The 16,646-nt window shown below is 57.2% G+C and carries 20 protein-coding genes; all 20 read left to right on the plus strand.

Annotation, left to right across the window (positions count from 1 at the left end; genetic code table 11):
• The first annotated feature begins 18 nt into the window (after positions 1-18).
• The 20 genes from C4S74_RS06260 to C4S74_RS06355 all read left to right on the plus strand — a co-directional run bounded on the left by C4S74_RS06260 (position 19) and on the right by C4S74_RS06355 (position 16,636).
• On the plus strand, positions 19-810 hold the full coding sequence (locus C4S74_RS06260; protein WP_103994493.1) for a phytanoyl-CoA dioxygenase family protein: 792 nt from the start codon (positions 19-21) through the stop codon (positions 808-810).
• A gap of 3 nt (positions 811-813) precedes the next feature.
• Positions 814-1,650: a phytanoyl-CoA dioxygenase family protein gene (locus tag C4S74_RS06265; RefSeq protein ID WP_258042410.1), complete on the plus strand. Its 837-nt coding sequence runs from the start codon at positions 814-816 to the stop codon at positions 1,648-1,650.
• 8 nt (positions 1,651-1,658) lie between these two features.
• Entirely contained in the window at positions 1,659-2,939 is a 1,281-nt protein-coding gene (locus C4S74_RS06270; RefSeq protein ID WP_258042411.1) for a tRNA ligase, read from the plus strand.
• Between the two features lie 2 nt (positions 2,940-2,941).
• Complete coding sequence (locus C4S74_RS06275) at positions 2,942-3,967, plus strand: hypothetical protein (protein WP_103994494.1); 1,026 nt, start codon at positions 2,942-2,944, stop codon at positions 3,965-3,967.
• A 25-nt stretch (positions 3,968-3,992) separates the two neighbouring features.
• A complete protein-coding gene (locus C4S74_RS06280; RefSeq protein WP_103994495.1) occupies positions 3,993-4,244 on the plus strand; it encodes an acyl carrier protein in 252 nt (83 codons plus the stop codon).
• 129 nt (positions 4,245-4,373) lie between these two features.
• The gene (locus C4S74_RS06285; protein ID WP_103994496.1) at positions 4,374-4,907 is read left to right on the plus strand and encodes a hypothetical protein; all 534 of its coding nucleotides are present in this window, start codon (positions 4,374-4,376) and stop codon (positions 4,905-4,907) included.
• Positions 4,908-4,985: 78 nt separating this feature from the next.
• Complete coding sequence (locus tag C4S74_RS06290; RefSeq protein ID WP_103994497.1) at positions 4,986-6,152, plus strand: NAD(P)/FAD-dependent oxidoreductase; 1,167 nt, start codon at positions 4,986-4,988, stop codon at positions 6,150-6,152.
• 4 nt (positions 6,153-6,156) lie between these two features.
• A complete protein-coding gene (locus tag C4S74_RS06295; RefSeq protein WP_258042412.1) occupies positions 6,157-7,164 on the plus strand; it encodes a PDZ domain-containing protein in 1,008 nt (335 codons plus the stop codon).
• A 24-nt stretch (positions 7,165-7,188) separates the two neighbouring features.
• Positions 7,189-8,040 carry a phytanoyl-CoA dioxygenase family protein gene (locus tag C4S74_RS06300; RefSeq protein ID WP_103994498.1) on the plus strand — a complete coding sequence of 284 codons (852 nt, stop codon included), beginning with the start codon at positions 7,189-7,191 and terminating at the stop codon, positions 8,038-8,040.
• Between the two features lies 1 nt (position 8,041).
• On the plus strand, positions 8,042-8,866 hold the full coding sequence (locus C4S74_RS06305; RefSeq protein ID WP_103994499.1) for a phytanoyl-CoA dioxygenase family protein: 825 nt from the start codon (positions 8,042-8,044) through the stop codon (positions 8,864-8,866).
• Positions 8,863-9,660 carry a phytanoyl-CoA dioxygenase family protein gene (locus C4S74_RS06310; protein ID WP_103994500.1) on the plus strand — a complete coding sequence of 266 codons (798 nt, stop codon included), beginning with the start codon at positions 8,863-8,865 and terminating at the stop codon, positions 9,658-9,660. The genes C4S74_RS06305 and C4S74_RS06310 overlap by 4 nt, the downstream gene beginning before the upstream one ends.
• 13 nt (positions 9,661-9,673) lie before the next feature.
• Positions 9,674-10,522 (plus strand): phytanoyl-CoA dioxygenase family protein, encoded by an 849-nt coding sequence (locus C4S74_RS06315; RefSeq protein WP_103994501.1) that lies wholly within the window; start codon positions 9,674-9,676, stop codon positions 10,520-10,522.
• An 86-nt stretch (positions 10,523-10,608) separates the two neighbouring features.
• Positions 10,609-10,848, plus strand: coding sequence for an acyl carrier protein (locus C4S74_RS06320; RefSeq protein ID WP_103994817.1), 240 nt, complete (start codon positions 10,609-10,611; stop codon positions 10,846-10,848).
• Positions 10,845-11,285, plus strand: a complete 441-nt coding sequence (locus C4S74_RS06325; RefSeq protein ID WP_103994502.1) for a 3-hydroxyacyl-ACP dehydratase FabZ family protein — start codon at positions 10,845-10,847, stop codon at positions 11,283-11,285. Before C4S74_RS06320 ends, C4S74_RS06325 begins: the two co-directional genes overlap by 4 nt.
• Before the next feature lie 17 nt (positions 11,286-11,302).
• Entirely contained in the window at positions 11,303-11,713 is a 411-nt protein-coding gene (locus tag C4S74_RS06330) for a FabA-like domain protein (protein WP_103994503.1), read from the plus strand.
• Positions 11,710-12,570: an alpha/beta hydrolase gene (locus C4S74_RS06335; RefSeq protein WP_258042413.1), complete on the plus strand. Its 861-nt coding sequence runs from the start codon at positions 11,710-11,712 to the stop codon at positions 12,568-12,570. Before C4S74_RS06330 ends, C4S74_RS06335 begins: the two co-directional genes overlap by 4 nt.
• The gene (locus C4S74_RS06340) at positions 12,519-13,385 is read left to right on the plus strand and encodes an alpha/beta fold hydrolase (RefSeq protein WP_103994504.1); all 867 of its coding nucleotides are present in this window, start codon (positions 12,519-12,521) and stop codon (positions 13,383-13,385) included. Before C4S74_RS06335 ends, C4S74_RS06340 begins: the two co-directional genes overlap by 52 nt.
• Positions 13,385-14,353: a hypothetical protein gene (locus C4S74_RS06345; RefSeq protein WP_103994505.1), complete on the plus strand. Its 969-nt coding sequence runs from the start codon at positions 13,385-13,387 to the stop codon at positions 14,351-14,353. Before C4S74_RS06340 ends, C4S74_RS06345 begins: the two co-directional genes overlap by 1 nt.
• 8 nt (positions 14,354-14,361) lie before the next feature.
• Complete coding sequence (locus C4S74_RS06350; protein WP_103994506.1) at positions 14,362-15,459, plus strand: aminopeptidase; 1,098 nt, start codon at positions 14,362-14,364, stop codon at positions 15,457-15,459.
• Positions 15,460-15,475: 16 nt separating this feature from the next.
• Positions 15,476-16,636: a glycosyltransferase gene (locus C4S74_RS06355; RefSeq protein ID WP_103994507.1), complete on the plus strand. Its 1,161-nt coding sequence runs from the start codon at positions 15,476-15,478 to the stop codon at positions 16,634-16,636.
• Positions 16,637-16,646 lie beyond the last annotated feature (10 nt).

The raw sequence follows: 16,646 nt of genomic DNA on the forward strand, positions 1-16,646 counted from the left end.
ATTCGAAGGAGGCTGTTTATGACGGCGTACTCATTAAGCGTGCAGCAGAAACAATTTTTTGCCGAGGAAGGTTATTTGGTGCTTAAAGGCGTGTATTCGCCCGAAGAAGTGGACGGATTGAAGGAGGAATACCATAAGGCCTGGCTGGACTCGATCCAGGGCAAGAAAATCGTGCAGGATCCGCAGAAGCCTTTAACTAGCCTGTTTCCGCGTATGAAGGATTTGCACAAAGAACATGACCTTGTGCGCGAATTCGTTTTTAAAGAGGAGGCGATAGCCGCCCTGGAACAACTGGCGGGGGAAGAGGCCCTTCTCGTATCGACAAACTATTATTTCAAGCCTCCGGGTTCGACGGGCATGCCGTTTCACCAGGATAACTACGGAATCGGCGTTCTTCCGGGCACCTGTTACGCGATATGGGCGGGCCTTGATCCGGCGGATGTGTCCAACGGCGGTATGCGGATTGTGCGGAAGACCCATACGCTGGACCTCCAGGTTCCGGAGAAAGTGTATACAACGGCCGAGGATACTTTCGGCGGCTACGTTCAGACTCTGGCCGTGCCCGAAGGGCATGAGCTTATCGAGCTCCGGACAGAGCCGGGGGATGTCGTGATTTATCACGGCAATTTGATTCACGATTCGGCCGATAATGCGAGCGAGATTCTTTTCCGGCATTCGATTATCAGTCATTTCGCCGGGGCGGGTGCCGAGAAGACGACCCTTAATTTCAATTATCTGATGGACAAAGAAGGCCGGCGGGTGCGCAAGCGGATGAACGCGGGCGCTAATTTGGGCAGAAAGGGGGAGTGACCTGTGAGTGACAGGAAGCTTCAAGACGACAAGCTTAAAACGTTCGCAAGAGAGGGTTATCTTGTTATGGACAACGTGTATACACCGGAGGAAGTCAGCGAGTTAATCCGCCAGTTTGACGGGCACTGGGTGCGGCTTACGGCTTCGGGGCAGATTATCCAGAACGGCAGCCGTCCGCTCGAAAGCCTGTATCCCCGTCTTCGGGATTACCACCGTAAGAATGAGAAAATTAAGCGGTTAACTCTCAAACCGCAGTTGTTCGCCTATCTGGAGCAGCTTATCGGAGAAGAAGCGCTTATTATTTCGACCAGCTACTATTTCAAATCCCCTTCGACGAGAGGTCTCCCCCTGCACCAGGATAATTACGCGTTCGGCGTATCGCCGGGAACGACTTATGCCGCTTGGATATCGCTGGATAGTTCCGATGAGGGCAACGGGGGCATGATTTTCGTGCCGGGCACCCACTCGCTGGACCTGCAGGTACCCGAGGGCGACACATCCGACGTCCGCCGGTATTTTTCCGATGAAGGCCAGTGGCTGAAAGATTACGAAACGGCGGAGACCGTGAAGGTGGCCACGAAGCCGGGAGATGTTATTTTTTTCAACGGGAATATTGTTCACGGCTCTTCGGACAACTTGTCCGGACACCGCTTCCGCAGGTCGCTGCTCATTCATTTTACCGGGGCGAGCGTGGAGAAGCTTGCGCTTAATTTTAACAATCTGATGGATAAAACGGGCGCCAGGGTGCGCAGGAGACTTAATACGGGCACGAAAATTACCGAAGGCCAGGAATCGGTGTTTTCCATTCAGGAAGCCGATTATTTTGCCGGATGGAGGTAGAGAGAGGCGTGGAGAAAGCGGGTGACAGGATGCTCATTCGGATACCGCTCGAAAAGGTGGAGCAGGCCGGAGATCTGATTCAGCTCATGGAAAAAATTTATTATCTCTCCGATCGCATTACGAACGTCAGCCGGGATGAACAGGCTTTGACGATCGAGTATGACGGAGCGGACGAAGAAGAACTGGCCGGCCGGCTGGACGACTTGTGCGCGTCCTTGTCCGGCCGCCGTAAGCTTCCTTACCGGAAGCTGAGAGATAACCGCAGGGAGACAGGGGCGGGCGGACGCGCGCAAGCGGGGACCGGAGCGTCATCCTCCCGGGAGCGGGACAGTGAAAATGCCAAGGAGGCTCGCGTTTTACTGGAACAGGCGCTTGTGAAGCTTCTGCGGAGCCGGGCCCGGGCGCACGGGGCGGCTCTCCGGAGCTATCCGGCGATGATGCCGGAATCCGTGCTGCAGAAGAGCGGATATATCCGGAATTTCCCGCAGAATGTTTATGCCGTGGGGGAATTCCGGCATCAGTTCGACGCGATGCAGGAGATCCGTTCCCGCCTACGGGACAACGCTCCGCTGCATAATCTTTTGCAGCCGAGCGGCATGTATTTGCAGCCCTGCGTCTGCTACCACGTGTACGAGGAACGGAGCGGGAAAAGAAGCGGCACCCCTGCGGGAAGCGGGAGCAGCCGGCTGGCGGCGGGAGCGGAAGGGGCGGTTTCGTCCGGCCCGGAGCTCACGCTCTACTCCGCTTACGGACTGTGCTTCAGGCACGAGCACGCCAGCCGGATAGACGATTCCCGGCTGCGCGAGTTCGGGATGTTCGAAATCGTGTACATCGGCGGAGCGCAGGAGGTAAGGGATATGCGGCAGAAGCTGCTGGATGACACGTGGCGCCTCTTCGGGGAGCTGGGGCTGGAGGGTTACGTGGAGACGGCTTCGGACCCCTTCTTCCTGCCGGAGGACACGGACCGCCGGCTGTTCCAACTCGCTGCGGAATCGAAATTCGAGCTGCGGTTTGCACCCGGCGGAGAGAGCGCGAGCGATTATGCGGTCACGTCTTTCAACGTATGCGGCGACGTGCTGTGCAAAGCGTTCGGCATAACCGGAGAAGCGGCGGAATACGGGGACTCCGGTGAAGCGGGTGAAGACGGCGAGACCGGCCAGACAGGCAAGGGCGCCCCCCTTCATTCGGGCTGCACGGCCTATGGAGTGGACCGCTGGGCCCGTGCCTTGGCCGAAACGTACGGCTATGAAGCCGGAAGCTGGCCGCAGCTCATCAGGGAGCAGCTGTAAGGATGGATAAGAGACACCTGCTTCCTGTCGTGGAGTCGCCGGGTTTTGAAACCGAATGCTATCACAACATCCGGCTCAGCCTTCTGCTTGCGCATGCCGGGTCGCTGCCCTGGTATCACAGCCATTTTATGAACCTGACTCTCAAATCGACGGGGGCCGACCTGTTTCCCGTGGTCCGCTTTGAAGAGCATCTCGACGTCTACTCGGAAGTTCTTGAAGAGACGCCTCTGGTCCGATGCGGGGACTGGGTGGAGACGGCAAGGAATACGCTGGGCGAAGGCCGTTATATGATCGTGTATTTTAACTGGAGAAATATTCCCTGCTCCCGCTATTACAACAAGCAGGATATGTTTCATGAAGCGCTGGTGTACGGCTTCGACGACGAGCGCGCAGTTTTCCACTTTCTCGCTTTCGATGTGAACGGCAAAGGATACGGCAGCTCGGAAGTCTCTTACGGCTTGTTCGGCCGGGAAATGACAAGACTGGCGGCTGAAGATTTGCATGCCCAGCGCTGGTTTGCTTTCTACGGGTTTCCCGCATCGGTTATCCGGCTCAAAGACGGGCCGGCGTCCCGTCCCGATACCCGGAACATGTATTTTGCCCTGGAGAGGGGCAGGGTCCGGGGGAACGGCTCGCAGGATGAGACATTTGCGATGGGCCATTACGTCAACGAGTATTTGTCCGTCTATTTCCGGCAGCTTGCGGAGGGAAGACCTCTTCAGGCCAAGGAATTCATTTACTGGAACATTATCGTTCATAAAATGATTCTCCACAAAAGCCTGATGCTGCAAAGGGTTGTTTATCTTCAGTCCGGAACGGATTCCGGGCAACTGGACCTGCTGAAAAATTTGTATATCAAGGCCAAAACGGAGATGGACCGGGTCAAGTGGACGAGCATCAAATATCAGCGGACGAAAGCGTCCGTATATCTGCATCAGCTTTCGGATCATTTCCAAACCCTGTACGAGCTTGAAAAACGGGCCTCCGCCATGCTGATGGAATTTCTCACGCTGTCCCATTTGAAATGAAAATCTGAATCGTCGAGGTGTAAGCATGAACCAAACGGCTATGGAAGCTGTGATTATCGAACATGTGAAACAGATTTTGCCCCAGCAGATCGAGATTGAGCCGACCACCAAGCTTCTCGAAACGGGAATCGACTCCATGAGTTTTATCCGGCTTGTGGTTTTGCTGGAGGAAGCCTTCAACATCGTGATCGAGGACGAAGAGATTCTTCTAGAGAATTTTACCAGTGTGGAGACGATCCGGAACCTTATTCAGAAATGTCTGGACGGCAAAGGGTGAACCGAGCGGAACGCACGCCAACAGAAGACGAACAGGTCATGGTCAAAAGCAGAGTAACGGGCTGGGGGATATGAGATAGTAAAAGTACCCCGGGGAAACAAAAAAACAGCCACTCAAGGAGGCAAAACCATGAAAACCGCATCGTCCAAAAAGAACGCCAAGCAAGTCACCATGACACTGGAGAACTCCAACAGTAAAACTTATCTGGAGCTGCTGGACGGACGTTCCGAAGAGCTTCAATTCACTCAGGTAGCACCGACCGAGTTTACCGTCAACGATTCCGAATTCAGTCTGAAATCGGGCATCAATGTGGAACTGGGCATCAAAAACGTCGATCTTGTCGCGACTTCGAGCGTGATCTGGCCGGGACAAACCATCCGCGTCCGCGGTGGTCTGCACGGTCAAGGCGCCGCCATGAAAGCCCAAGCCACAATCCCGTTCAACAAAAAAATGACGGACGGCGTTCAAGGCGAGTCCTGGCTGTACTGGGTTATCGAAACTCCGGAAGGCGAGTTCCACAACAAGCAGGCGATTCACATGAAAGGCACCTTGAAAGGTCTGCCTCCGAAAAACGCGACGTTCTATTCGGACAGTGTCACTCCGCTGTTTGACAGCGAAGACAATCAAGTGGGAACCGTGTACGGCTGCCTGCAATCCAACTAATTCAACGGTCAACGGAGGGGTCATTAACACGGGCCCCTCTTTCTTACTTGAAAAATGCCGTACGAGAAGGAGGATGCGATGTACGACGTGATTATCGTGGGCGCGAGATGCGCCGGAGCTTCGCTCGCCGCCTTCCTGGGGAGGCTCGGTCACACGGTTTTGCTGGTCGATCAATTTCCGTATCCGAACGCGACAACGTCAACCCACATTCTGGGCGAGAGCGACGTTTACGAGAGGCTCGGAATTCTCGGGAAAATGGAGTCTGCCGGAGCGCCTCTCCTGACACGGATGCGGGTCGATTTGGAAGGAACTCTTTTCGAATCGGATATTACGGTAACGAAAAGGGCTCTGGGACTCCGCCGAGAGCTGCTGGACCCTCTGCTTCTGCAAAGCGCGGCCCGGCACCGGCACGTTGAAGTGCGGCTTAACACCAGAGTGACGAAGATTTTACTGGAGAACGGACGAGCCGCAGGCATCGAATGCCGGAGGAAGGACGGGCGGCTTCAGCGTTTCGCCGGAAAGGCCGTAATCGGTGCGGACGGGCGGTATTCGGCGGTAGCCAAGGGGGTTCGTGCCCCATTGGAGGCAGAAACGGAGCGGCCGCTGCACGGGGTTGCTTACGCGTATTTGTCCGGCGTGCACGGGCTGCCCGTTCCGGCGGTCGAGTGGTACTGGAAGGGTTCGTCCGTCGTCCTGTGCAATCCGATCGACGGGTTGATGCACTGCGCAGCCATCATGTATCCCCCGGAGGAACAGGAGTTCATGACCCGCCCGGGACAAGAAGAATTTATGGGAAGGCTGCGTGAAATCCGTACTCTGGCGCCGAGGCTGGCCGATAGCGGAATGGAAGGAAGCGTCAGAGGAATTCCCCCGGGCAAAAGCTTTATCCGTAAAGCTTACGGCAGCGGATGGGCACTGGCGGGGGACGCGGGAGCTTTTCTGCACCCGGTAGCCGGCGTCGGGATCGACAACGCCGTATGCACGGCCGAAATCCTGGCGGAAGAGCTGCATGCTTTTTTCACGGGCGCGAAAGATTGGGAAGAAGCGATGCGAAGCTACGAAGAGCAGCGCAACAACAGGATTTATCCGCAGTACCGGCATTCGCTGGCCACGCTGGAAATGGCGGGCGAGCCCTTTACGGAAACGTCGGCCGGTGCACTGAAGATGCTGGCGACTTTCCCGAGTCTGGTCAAGAAAACCGGCATGCAGGCGGAAGCCGTCATTTCATTTTTATCTGGAGGCTAAAGTCATGATTGAATATCCAACGGACCGTACGCGAAATATCACTTATCTGGAAGCCGCCCCGGAGCAAGTATGGTGGTCGGTCGCGACGACGGAAGGGACGAATACGTATCTGACCTACTCTTCGTCCACGACAGGCGATCCCTCTCTGCCGAAGGCGGGGGATGTCTACACGCTCAATTACGGCGACATCGAGAACCAGTCTGTCGTCGTGGAGAGCATACCCGGCCGGCGTTTCGTCCTGTCGGACGCTTATCAATCCCTGGCACCCGACGGAAAAGCGGAGACGTTTTACGTGAACACGTCTTTTGACCTCGAGCCGTCGGGAGGGTTTGTGAAATTGAGTCTGCAGGTGCAGGGATTCGCCGATGACACGTACGGGCAGTGGCTTCGTGAGTGTCTGGAAATGGGCTGGCGGCGGTCTTTGATGAATTTGAAGTCGGTACTCGAATTGGGCCTGGATCTGCGGACGGAATTATTCAGTTATCCCCGGCTCGGCGTAACGAACTGCACGGTGAACAAGGAGCAGAGCAGGGAATCCGGAGTTTCCCCAGGGGGCGGGAATTATTTGCTGGAAGTGTTTCCGAACAGTCCCGCACAGAAAGCGGGGCTCCGTGCAAACGACGTCATCCTCGGCATCGGGGGACGGGCAACGGCGACTTACGGCGATTTTGTCCGTGTCATTTCGTCTTATTCCGGTAAAAAGGGGCCCGTATCGGTCAGATTCAGCCGCAATGGCAGACAGCATGAAACGACAGTCCGGCTGTCTGTCGAAGAGCAGTTTACCGGCTTGAATAAGGAGAGCCTCTCCCTGGAGGAAATTAAAAAGAGGCGCGAGCTTATCGCGAAAAGCCGGTCGGCATCCGGAGCGATCTGGTCGGGAGCGGAAAATTGTGAAACAGGGGAGTCTGGAGCCAGAGAAACAAAGGAAACCAGAGACACCAGAGACACCAGAGACACCAGAGACACCGGAGAAACTGGAGAGTCGGGAGAGTCGGGAGAATCCGGAGCTTAACGAACGAAAGGAGCGTGGATCGACATGACCGGGGAAGACTGGAGCACGCCTGCCGGGCTGAACAGCGAGTACATCCTTACGGACGAGCAGATTAGCCGCTACCGCAGGGACGGGCATGCCTACCTGGAAAAAGTCTGCTCGGCGGAGGAAGTAAAAGCTTACCGCCGGGCGGTTACGGAAATTTACTCTTCCTTCACGGCCGATTCCTATCCGCCGGACGAACGGGAGTTTTACGGAGTGGAACGGGCCTTTCCGACCGTGATGAATATGTGGGAGAGAAGCGCCAAGGTGAGAGCATTCACCTTCGCCCGCCGTTTTGCCCGGATCGCCGCCGACTTGATGGGCGTGGACAAGCTGCGCCTGTACCACGATTCGGCTATTTTTCTGGAACCGGGAGGAGGAGCGATCCCCTGGCACCAGGATAGTCCTTATATGCTGCAGATGGACCCGGACATGACGATGACCATGTGGATGCCGCTTGTCGATCTTCCGGCGGAGCTCGGTTCGATGCGCTTTATGTCGGGCTCGCACGAGCTGTCTTCGGACAAGGGGACGAATCTGCTTCTGCAGGCTTACCGGAAGGGGCTGGCCGAGGTCCATTACGGGGCGATGCCCGCCGGAGACGCGACCTTCCATTCGGGCTTGACCCTGCATTATGCGGCGGCCAACCGGACCTCCATCGTAAGGGAGGTCGCCACGATTATTTACGTAGCGGATAACCTGCAAATCGTTGAGCCGGATACCGAAGCGAGGGCTTATCACCTGAGACGGATTTTTCCGGGAATGAAGGCCGGGGATACAGCTGTCAGCCCTTGGACGCCGCTCGTGTTCGACCGGTTTGCAGAGTCCGGCAGCGATACGGAAAGGAAGGGATAAGATGGAGAACACGCACGGTTTTGATGCGCTGGATCAGGAATTCAGCGTGACGCGGGAGGACATCGACGGATTCCGCAGAGACGGGCACCTGCTCCTGAGACAGCTTGCTTCGGAGGAGGATATCGGCCGGATCCGGGAGGCATGCCGGCGCGAAATCGCCCGGCTGGACGACGGGCTCAGACTGCAAGTGATGAACGTGTGGGAGAAGGATGCCGCCGTGAAGGCGTTTGTCTTCGCCAGGAGATTTTCCCGGATTGCGGCGGATCTTCTCGGTGTGGACGGAGTAAGGCTGTATTTCGATCAGGTTTTCTTCAAAAAACCGGGGGCGGGCGCAATGCCTCTGCACCAGGCCAATCGGTTCATGCTTGAGCTGGACCCCGATTCCGTCCTCTCCATGTGGATGCCGCTGACCGATGTTCCGGGAGAAAAGGGGCCGCTCTCCTATGTTGCGGGTTCGCATCTTCACGAGAAGCTCAGAAGCGTCCCGAATCCTCTCCTTGCGGCCATGAGACTGGGACTCTCCGAGAAGCCGTGCGGCCCGATGCAAGCGGGGGATGCTTCCTTCCATACCGGATGGACGCTTCACGGCGCTTACGGCAACGATACGGAAACAACGAGGGAGATGCTCATTATTACCTGGTTTGCCGAAGACGCAAGGATTAAGGACCCCGAGGACAGCGCCGGCAGGAACCCGCAGCTTCAAAGCCTTTTCCGGGGGCTGGAGCCGGGCGGCAAGGCCCAGGGACGACGGCTTCCGCTGCTGTTTTACCGGCCTTACCGCGATGTGGTCAAGCTGGTTCATGGAGCGGAGGAGGATGCGGAATGAACGGGCCCGTTCACGATAATTTGCCGCCTCTGAGCGACAGCTACGCACTGCCGGAGGGCCTGATCGCACAGTTCCGGGAGAAAGGGCACGTCTGCATCAGGCAGGCGGCCTTTATCCATGAAATCAGCGCCTACCGTCCCCATATTATCTCGGCAGTGGAGGGGTACACGGGAGACCGGAGCGTCCGGCCGCATAAGCAGCTCTATATGAACCTCTGGGAGGAGGACACGCGTGTCCGGCAGTTCGTATTTGCCCGCCGGTTCGCCAAGCTGGCGGCGGATCTGCTGGGCGTTACGGGAGTCCGGCTGTACCTGGATCAGGCGAACTTCATCGAGCCGGGGGCGAGCATAACGCCCTGGCACCAGACCGAGGCTTACATGCTTGAGCTCGATCCCGCTCAGATTATCACCATGTGGATGCCCCTGGTGGATCTGCCGGAGCCCGGCGGGCCCGTGACCTACATGTCCGGCTCGCATCTCCTTCCGGGAGGAGCATCCAAAAATCCGCTGCTGGAAGCGAAAAGAGCGGGACTCCCGGAAGAGAACTACGGTCCGCTGAGGACCGGAGACGCCACGTTTCATGCGGGGCGTCTGCTGCACAGCGCCCCGGGAAACGAAGGGGCCTTCACTCGCGAGGTGATGACGGTGACGTATTTTGCGGACGGCGCGAGAATCCTGGACCCCGAGGACAAGTCCGGCAGAGCCCCGCATCTCAGACGCCTTTTCGCCGGAACCGGGGCGGGGCGGCAGGCCGAAGGGCCGCTGACGCCTCTGCTTTACCGGAGCCCTTTTTAAAGGAGGAAAACAGGTGGAACATTCTCTCTACACGGCAGATTTGCATGAGGAAACGGCGCTGTCTCCCGGACAACTGGAAGAATACCGCAGCATGGGGCATGTTTATGCCGGACGGGTCGCTGCGGACGAAGACGTGGCGGTTCTGCGCTCCCTGGTGAGGGAGCTGGTACGGACCTGCGTGAAGGAGGAGCGGCCGCTGGAGGAGCGTGACGATTTCGGCAGAGCTTTTCTCCAGCTGATTAACTTATGGCAGAGAGACGAGGCGGTGAAAAAATTCGTCTTTGCCCGCAAATTCGCCCGGATGGCCGCCGACCTGATGGAAACGGACGGAGTGCGGCTGTACCTGGATCAGATTTTCTACAAGGAGCCGGGAGGCGGACCTACCCCTTGGCATCAGGATGGCGCGTATATGCTCCGCTTTAAGCCCGACAAGCTCATAACCCTCTGGATGCCGCTGACCGATATCCCGGACGAGATGGGCTCGCTTCGGTTCATTTCGGGTGCGCATGAGATCGAACGGATGAAAAATTCGGGCAACATTCTGCTGGATGCGGTCCGCAGAGGGCTGCCGGAGACGGGATACAAGGGAATGAAAGCGGGGCATGCGACATTTCATTCGGGATGGACGCCTCACAGCGCGCTGGCGAATCCGACGGATTCCATGCGGGAGGTCCTGACGATCACGTATATAGCGGAGGACGCGGTTATAGCCGACCCGGAGGATAACGAGGCGCGCCGGAAACATCTGGAGACGTACTTTCCGGGGCGAAAGCCGGGAGAGCGTGCGGACAGTCCGCTTAACCCCGTTTTGTACAGGAGGGGTGAGGATGCCCGCCCGCGGTCCGGATTCCCCGCTCAATAAAGCCAGAATTGTGTGCAACCGAAGCTGAGAGAAGCGGGGAGAGGACCTTTACAATGAAAACAACGGAATGTTTGGAGGGGGAAGCGATGTCTGCGAAAGAACAAATTCGTCTGTTTTTAAGCGATCAGGGCTGCGGGATGCTGCCGGTCGAAGAGATTAGCGAAGAAAAGCGGCTTTTTGAAATGGGATTCGATTCGCTGAGGTTTATGGAGCTTGTCGTGCTTATCGAGGAGCATTTCGGAGTCCAGTGGCCCGACGAAGCGCTGGAAATCAGCGGGAGCACGCGGGTCAGGGACATCGTCCGGGCGCTTGAAGGCTGTTTATGAGCCGCGCCCCGGACTACCGCCATTTGCTGGCGATGCTGCCTCATCAGTTTCCCCTCCGGGTTCTGGACGAGGTAAAAGACTATTCGCCCGGTAAATTTCTGATAGCCGGATGCAGCCCGGAGCCGCTGAAGATCTACTTCGGCAGCACGGATACCATCCCGCCTACCCTGCTGATTGAGGGGCTTGCCCAAGCGTGCGTCGTGCTGACCCAACTGGAGACGGCCCCGCTCGCGGAAGATGAAGTTCCCCTGCTGGGAGCGATCAAGGCCAAGCTGCTGAGTCCCGTGTCCTGGCAGGAATCCATTCTTTATAAGGTAGAACCCGTCCGCATTTTAAGCAAAAAGGCGATCTTTACCGGCACTTTGTACCGGTCGGACGGGATAACGGCGGTATCGGCCGAACTAAGCGTAGCTGTTGCCGCGACATCAAATTCATAATAGGCGGGGACCATCGTATGCCGGCAGAGGCTTATTTGCAGTATGCAAAACCTTGGATCATGGTGGACCGGATTATCGGTGAAAGCGATAGGGCCATCTCAACTTTGAAGAATATTTCCAGTAGTGACTTCTATTTAATTGGTCATTTCCCTTCATACAGTGTATATCCCGGTATGCTGATGGTGGAATGCATCCTTCAATCGGCGGAGCTTCTCCTGCGGCGGCAATCTTTCGGAAGGCCGGAGTCCTGCCTGTTCGGCGAGGTCGCCTCGCGTTTTCTCAGTCCGGTCGTTCCGGGCGATTCCGTGAGGTTTGACGTCGGCTTTACGGCCGAAGGAAGCGAGCTGGCGGCTGTCGGCAAGGTCGGCGACCGAACTGTGATTCACTGCAAAATGAAGCTGCTGCCGGAGGAAGGGGGGCGAGAATGAACGGAGATGAAAGGCTGGTAGAGCTTTATGACCAGGGCAAGCTGGCGGGCGTGCTGCACCTGCCTCCCGAACACCTCAGACCTTGTCCGGTGATCGTCTACTGTCCGGGCAAAAACGGCGAAAGGTATGAGGTACACCGGCTCGCCGTGAAGCTTGCCCGGAGATTGGCGCAGCAGGGGATCGCCTTTCTGCGCTTCGATTATTACGGCATCGGTCTGAGCGACGGGCATTATTTCGACATGACGACCTCCGGCAAAATCTCTAATGTGCTGAAAGCCTATGAGTTTGTCTGCGGCCATCCGGATCTGCGGGAGCGGGAGACCGTCTTCCTGGGATTCAGCGACGGAGCCAGGATCGCCTTGATGGCCGCGCTGGGCAGCGGGATAGAAAGGCTGGTCCTGTGGAGTCCGCTGTTTTTCGAATTCGGCGGGAACTATCCGAGCGGTAAGCATCCCCGGTTTATCCGGCATCCGGAAGCGGGCAAGCTGGTTATGCCTTGGGCCGGCTTATGGGTGGGGATGGATTTTTACCGGGATTTGCAGAGTATGGACACTGAAGGCGCCCTTAATTCTTATTCGGGTTCTTCCGTCCTCATCTACGGAGATAACGATCCTCTTATCCTGGAGGAAATGGAACTGTCGGAATCCCGCCGGTCGGCGATTTACAGACCATCCCCGCAGAACCGGGTGGTCCGGGTTCCGGAAGCGGGTCATCTGTTTACATCAAGGCCGCTGGAGGAAACGCTGATGGAGCATACGATTTCCTGGCTCCGTTCGGAATGTCTGATCAGGGAGGAGGGTACCTCATGTGGGAGCAGAGACGATTCGGACGCGACAGCGGCATCTACGGACTCGTAAACGAACCTGACGGCGCCGGGGGCGATCTTGTGCTGATGTTCGCGGGACTGGGCCAAGCGATGAGCGAAAAAAATTACTTCTTCTCCAACCTGCGCAAGTATTTGGCCCGAAGCGGCGTAAGAATCGTTCAATTCGACTACCGCGGCCACGGGGACAGCTTCGGAGAACTCGGGGACACGATGGTGTCCGGCATGAAACGGGATGCGCTTGAAGTGCTTGCCGAGGTGCTGGAAGAGCGTCCCGCGGAGAGAATTTTCCTGATTGGAAACGCTTTGGGCGGGATCATAGCCCTCCAGACGGCAGCCGCGCTGCTGAATAAGGGGGAGGCCGCTCCCGTCTGCATCCCTGTACTGCTGGCGCCTCCCTTCCGGAAATTTCCCGGGAAGGAAGTTTTGTTCGGCCGGGAGGCGCTTCAGGCTCTCCGCCGTGAAGGAAAGCTCGACGCCCAGCTTCTTGTGCCGGGCTTCGATTATTACACGCTGAGCGACTTTAACCGGGAGCCGTATGATTTTTTTATGGCCTGGGGAGCTCACATGCTTTATTTGCACGGGCAGTGTATTTCCTCCGGCATGCTGGATGAGCTTCTTGAACTGGATGCGGCCCATCTTGTCAAAGAATACGGGGGGCCTCTGCACATCATGTGCGGCAGTGAAGATGACGGCGCCAGGGCGATAGCGGAGGAAACGGACCGCGTCGTTCTGCATGCGATGCGGGGGTACCGGTATTTTTACCAGCATCCTGCGGCAATGGACCAATGGATAGTCCGTGCGGCCTCCATTGTACGGGGCGATAACGGGGAGAGGGAGAATTTTTAATGGAAGAAATCCGGAAAACAATAGCGCAGACCATTCTGTCCCAAAAAAACGACTGGCGGTTCCCCGACGGAGAAGGATTATCCCAGCGCACGCTTGACTGCAGACAGCTCTGCATGATGGAGGTGCTTAAATGGAAAGGCGAGCGGCAGCTGACGCCCGTTTTCCTGAACGCCTTCGACTGCGAGTCGAACGGACTCCTGCTGAGGCGCAGCGAACCCGAGCCGGGGAGAGGCTGGAGGCTGACGAAGTATTCCCCTTTGAATACGGAGGGGCTGTATCCTCTGATTGATTCCGTCTTCGATCACGAAGGCTATTGTCTGCTGTTTTACAACGCGAAGGAGGCCGTTTTTTCTTCGTATTACGGGAAGCACGATATCGTTCATTGGTCGCTGCTGGTTGATTATGACGAGGCGGGGGTGACCCTGGTCGACGACGAAGGAGCCCCGGCTTTTTTTAACGGTTATATCGGCAAAATTCCCTGGGAAACGCTGATGAGCGCCCATGCGGGCTCGGAGAAGGGCGGTGTCGCGATACTTGGGCGCCGGGCGGGGTATGCGAAGACTTGGGAGGAAGAATTCCTCTCCCTGGTTCAGGCTTCGGTACACAATATGGTCGATCGGCAGGGACTTAAGAATCTGGAGAACTTCGTGAAGGCGGTCGGGGAAAGTCAGCCGGAAGCGCTGATTCCCATGCTGGAAACGCTGGAATTCGACATTCACTATTTCCGCCGGCTGAGAGAGTTGTGGAAAACGGCCGTGGAGAACGGGACCGTACCGGACCGGTACAAAGCCTCCGGCTGGGTGGAGGAGCTCGTTTACGTCTGTAAATCATGGTCGCTCGTTATGGGAGTTTTGGCCAAGTGGAAAAGGCAGCCGGATAAAGACTATTCGGCCAAGCTAACCGATTACCTCGGGCAAGCCCTTGAGAGCGAAAAAGGGTTTTACCGGGAGCTACGACATCTGGTATGAGGTGAATCATGAAAGAGGAGTTCAAACGGATTGCGGACACGGTCGTCAGCCATTCTCTGAGACTTCTACCGGGAGAAAAAGTGGTAGTCAAAGTCCGCGGAGACGCGGCGGATTTGACCGAAAGCCTGATCGCGCGCATTTATGAAGCCGGAGCGGTGCCGTTTTTGCAGACAACGGGTGTCGAGGAGCTTAAATGGCTTTTAGCGGGAGCTTCCGAGGAGCAGATCCGCCTGTGGGCGAAGCATGACCTGGGCCTTATCGAAGGTATGGACGCGTATATCGGGATTCACTCGGAGGAAAACAGCTTCGAAATGGAAGATACGGATGAGACGCGCTACGGTCATTACGTCAAGCATTACCTCCAGCCCCTGACAATGACCATGGCAGCCAGGCCCAAATGGGTGCTGCTGCGCTATCCTACCCGGGGAATGGCCCAGCAGGCGGGCATCGGCACATCGAAGCTCCGGCAAATTTACGCCTCGTCCTGCCTGATGGATTACAGGGGGCTCCAAGAAAAGGCGGAGCCGCTCCGGAAGCTGCTCGAACGGACCGGCCGTATCCGTATCGTCTCGCCCGGGACGGACTTGTCTTTCTCCGTGAAAGGCATGCCCTCTTTCCTGTGCGACGGCCGCTACAACCTTCCCGACGGGGAGCTGTTTACGGCACCGGTGACCGGCTCGGCGGAAGGCCGGATCACGTTCAATGTGCCGACAAGCTGCATGGGCAAAACGTTCGATTCCGTCGCGCTGACGTTCAGGCAGGGCAGAGTGACCGAATGGTCGGCGGACGATACCGAAGCGCTGAGCGCTGTTTTAAAGACGGATGAGGGAGCTTCGCGTCCGGGCGAATTCGGCATCGGGCTGAATCCCCATATCCGCCGGCCTATGCGCAGCCTGCTGTTCGACGAGAAGATGGCGGGCAGCATCCATCTTGCCTTGGGACAAGCGTATGAGATGGCCGACAACGGGAACACATCGGTTCTGCACTGGGACCTTGTTTTATGTCAGCTGGAAGCCTATGGAGGCGGGGAGCTTTATTTTGACGATGTACTGATCCGTAAGAACGGTTATTTCGTTGTGCAAGAACTGGAACCTTTAAATCCATGAGCGGGGAGGGAAGCGGATGGCTCACCTGTTTATCGCGGTTCAGAGGGTTCTGGGCCATGTCATCCCGGCCTTGGCCATCGGACAGCAGCTTAAGAAGAAGGGGCACGAGGTCACGCTGGTTACACACCCGGCCAATGAGGAGCTGGCTGTGCGCGCGGGACTCGCCTTCCTGCCGGCGGAATGGGGGAAATTCCCGGAGAAGTTTATCTATGAGCAGGCTATGGAGATAGACGCGCTGCTCTCCGGCAGGGAAATCGACTGGATGATTTGCGATTCTTCCCAGGCGGCCCCCGCTTATGCGGCGGAGAGAAGAGGAATTCCCTGGATCAGCCTGCAAACGACGGTTCCTTATCCCGAAGAATCGCTTCCGGGCAGCCAAACCGTCTTTAGCCGGCTGAGGAAAAGCTACGCGCGGGAACTGAACGGCGTCAGGCTCAGACTGGGACTTCCGCCGCTTGCCGATGACAGGAGAACGCGGGGAGACCTCGCGGGGCTGTCTCCCCGGCTTCATCTGGTCAACGTCCATGACTTGCTGTATCCGGAGGAGGGCGGCATTCCCGGGCAGTCCGTGTTTACAGGGAACTGCACGCTGGAGCCGGAGAACCGCGGAACCGCGGCTTTGCGGTTAGAGCCGGAGCTGCCTCCCGGACGGCCCACTGTTCTCGTCTGCGCTTCCTCGACCGGGCGGCATGATTCCAGGGAAGTCATGAACCGTTACATCCGGGCGGCCGTCAGTTTGTCGGAGGAGAATTCTTTTAACCTGCTCGTTGCGGAACATAAGCCGTACGAAGGGAAGAGGCCACTGCCTCCCCATGTCCGCTGGATAACGGCTTATCCCAATCACGATCTTCTGCTGCCCCTTGCGGACGCCGTCATTACGCACGGAGGCTGCGGCACCGTACAGTCCGTCATGAGTTACGGCGTCCCTATGATAGTGATTCCCCTCGCGTCCGATCAGCATCTTCTGGCCCGGACCTGCGAGCGCCTCGGAATCGCCCTGACAGTCGGTCCCGAGGAAGCGGGACGCGGGCGGATCGGTCCAGCCCTGCGGAGTCTGCTGGCGGACGGAAACCCGTACAGGCCGCGGGCCAAGGAACTTGCGGCGATTATGAGACGGGACAGCCCCAACGAAACGGCCGTCCGCGCCATCGAACAAGTTCTGCAAAATAATTCGTAAAGGATGAAGC

The organism is Paenibacillus sp. UNC499MF (genome assembly GCF_900107975.1).
Taxonomy (GTDB): domain Bacteria; phylum Bacillota; class Bacilli; order Paenibacillales; family NBRC-103111; genus Paenibacillus_F.

Excerpts from the sequence above, each read along its gene's own strand:
- C4S74_RS06260 (WP_103994493.1), top strand. The coding sequence starts at position 19 with ATGACGGCGTACTCATTAAGCGTGCAGCAGAAACAATTTTTTGCCGAG.
- C4S74_RS06275 (WP_103994494.1), top strand. The coding sequence starts at position 2,942 with ATGGATAAGAGACACCTGCTTCCTGTCGTGGAGTCGCCGGGTTTTGAA.
- C4S74_RS06280 (WP_103994495.1), top strand. The coding sequence starts at position 3,993 with ATGAACCAAACGGCTATGGAAGCTGTGATTATCGAACATGTGAAACAG.
- C4S74_RS06285 (WP_103994496.1), top strand. The coding sequence starts at position 4,374 with ATGAAAACCGCATCGTCCAAAAAGAACGCCAAGCAAGTCACCATGACA.
- C4S74_RS06290 (WP_103994497.1), top strand. The coding sequence starts at position 4,986 with ATGTACGACGTGATTATCGTGGGCGCGAGATGCGCCGGAGCTTCGCTC.
- C4S74_RS06295 (WP_258042412.1), top strand. The coding sequence starts at position 6,157 with ATGATTGAATATCCAACGGACCGTACGCGAAATATCACTTATCTGGAA.
- C4S74_RS06300 (WP_103994498.1), top strand. The coding sequence starts at position 7,189 with ATGACCGGGGAAGACTGGAGCACGCCTGCCGGGCTGAACAGCGAGTAC.
- C4S74_RS06305 (WP_103994499.1), top strand. The coding sequence starts at position 8,042 with ATGGAGAACACGCACGGTTTTGATGCGCTGGATCAGGAATTCAGCGTG.
- C4S74_RS06310 (WP_103994500.1), top strand. The coding sequence starts at position 8,863 with ATGAACGGGCCCGTTCACGATAATTTGCCGCCTCTGAGCGACAGCTAC.
- C4S74_RS06320 (WP_103994817.1), top strand. The coding sequence starts at position 10,609 with ATGTCTGCGAAAGAACAAATTCGTCTGTTTTTAAGCGATCAGGGCTGC.
- C4S74_RS06325 (WP_103994502.1), top strand. The coding sequence starts at position 10,845 with ATGAGCCGCGCCCCGGACTACCGCCATTTGCTGGCGATGCTGCCTCAT.
- C4S74_RS06330 (WP_103994503.1), top strand. The coding sequence starts at position 11,303 with ATGCCGGCAGAGGCTTATTTGCAGTATGCAAAACCTTGGATCATGGTG.
- C4S74_RS06335 (WP_258042413.1), top strand. The coding sequence starts at position 11,710 with ATGAACGGAGATGAAAGGCTGGTAGAGCTTTATGACCAGGGCAAGCTG.
- C4S74_RS06340 (WP_103994504.1), top strand. The coding sequence starts at position 12,519 with ATGTGGGAGCAGAGACGATTCGGACGCGACAGCGGCATCTACGGACTC.
- C4S74_RS06345 (WP_103994505.1), top strand. The coding sequence starts at position 13,385 with ATGGAAGAAATCCGGAAAACAATAGCGCAGACCATTCTGTCCCAAAAA.
- C4S74_RS06350 (WP_103994506.1), top strand. The coding sequence starts at position 14,362 with ATGAAAGAGGAGTTCAAACGGATTGCGGACACGGTCGTCAGCCATTCT.
- C4S74_RS06355 (WP_103994507.1), top strand. The coding sequence starts at position 15,476 with ATGGCTCACCTGTTTATCGCGGTTCAGAGGGTTCTGGGCCATGTCATC.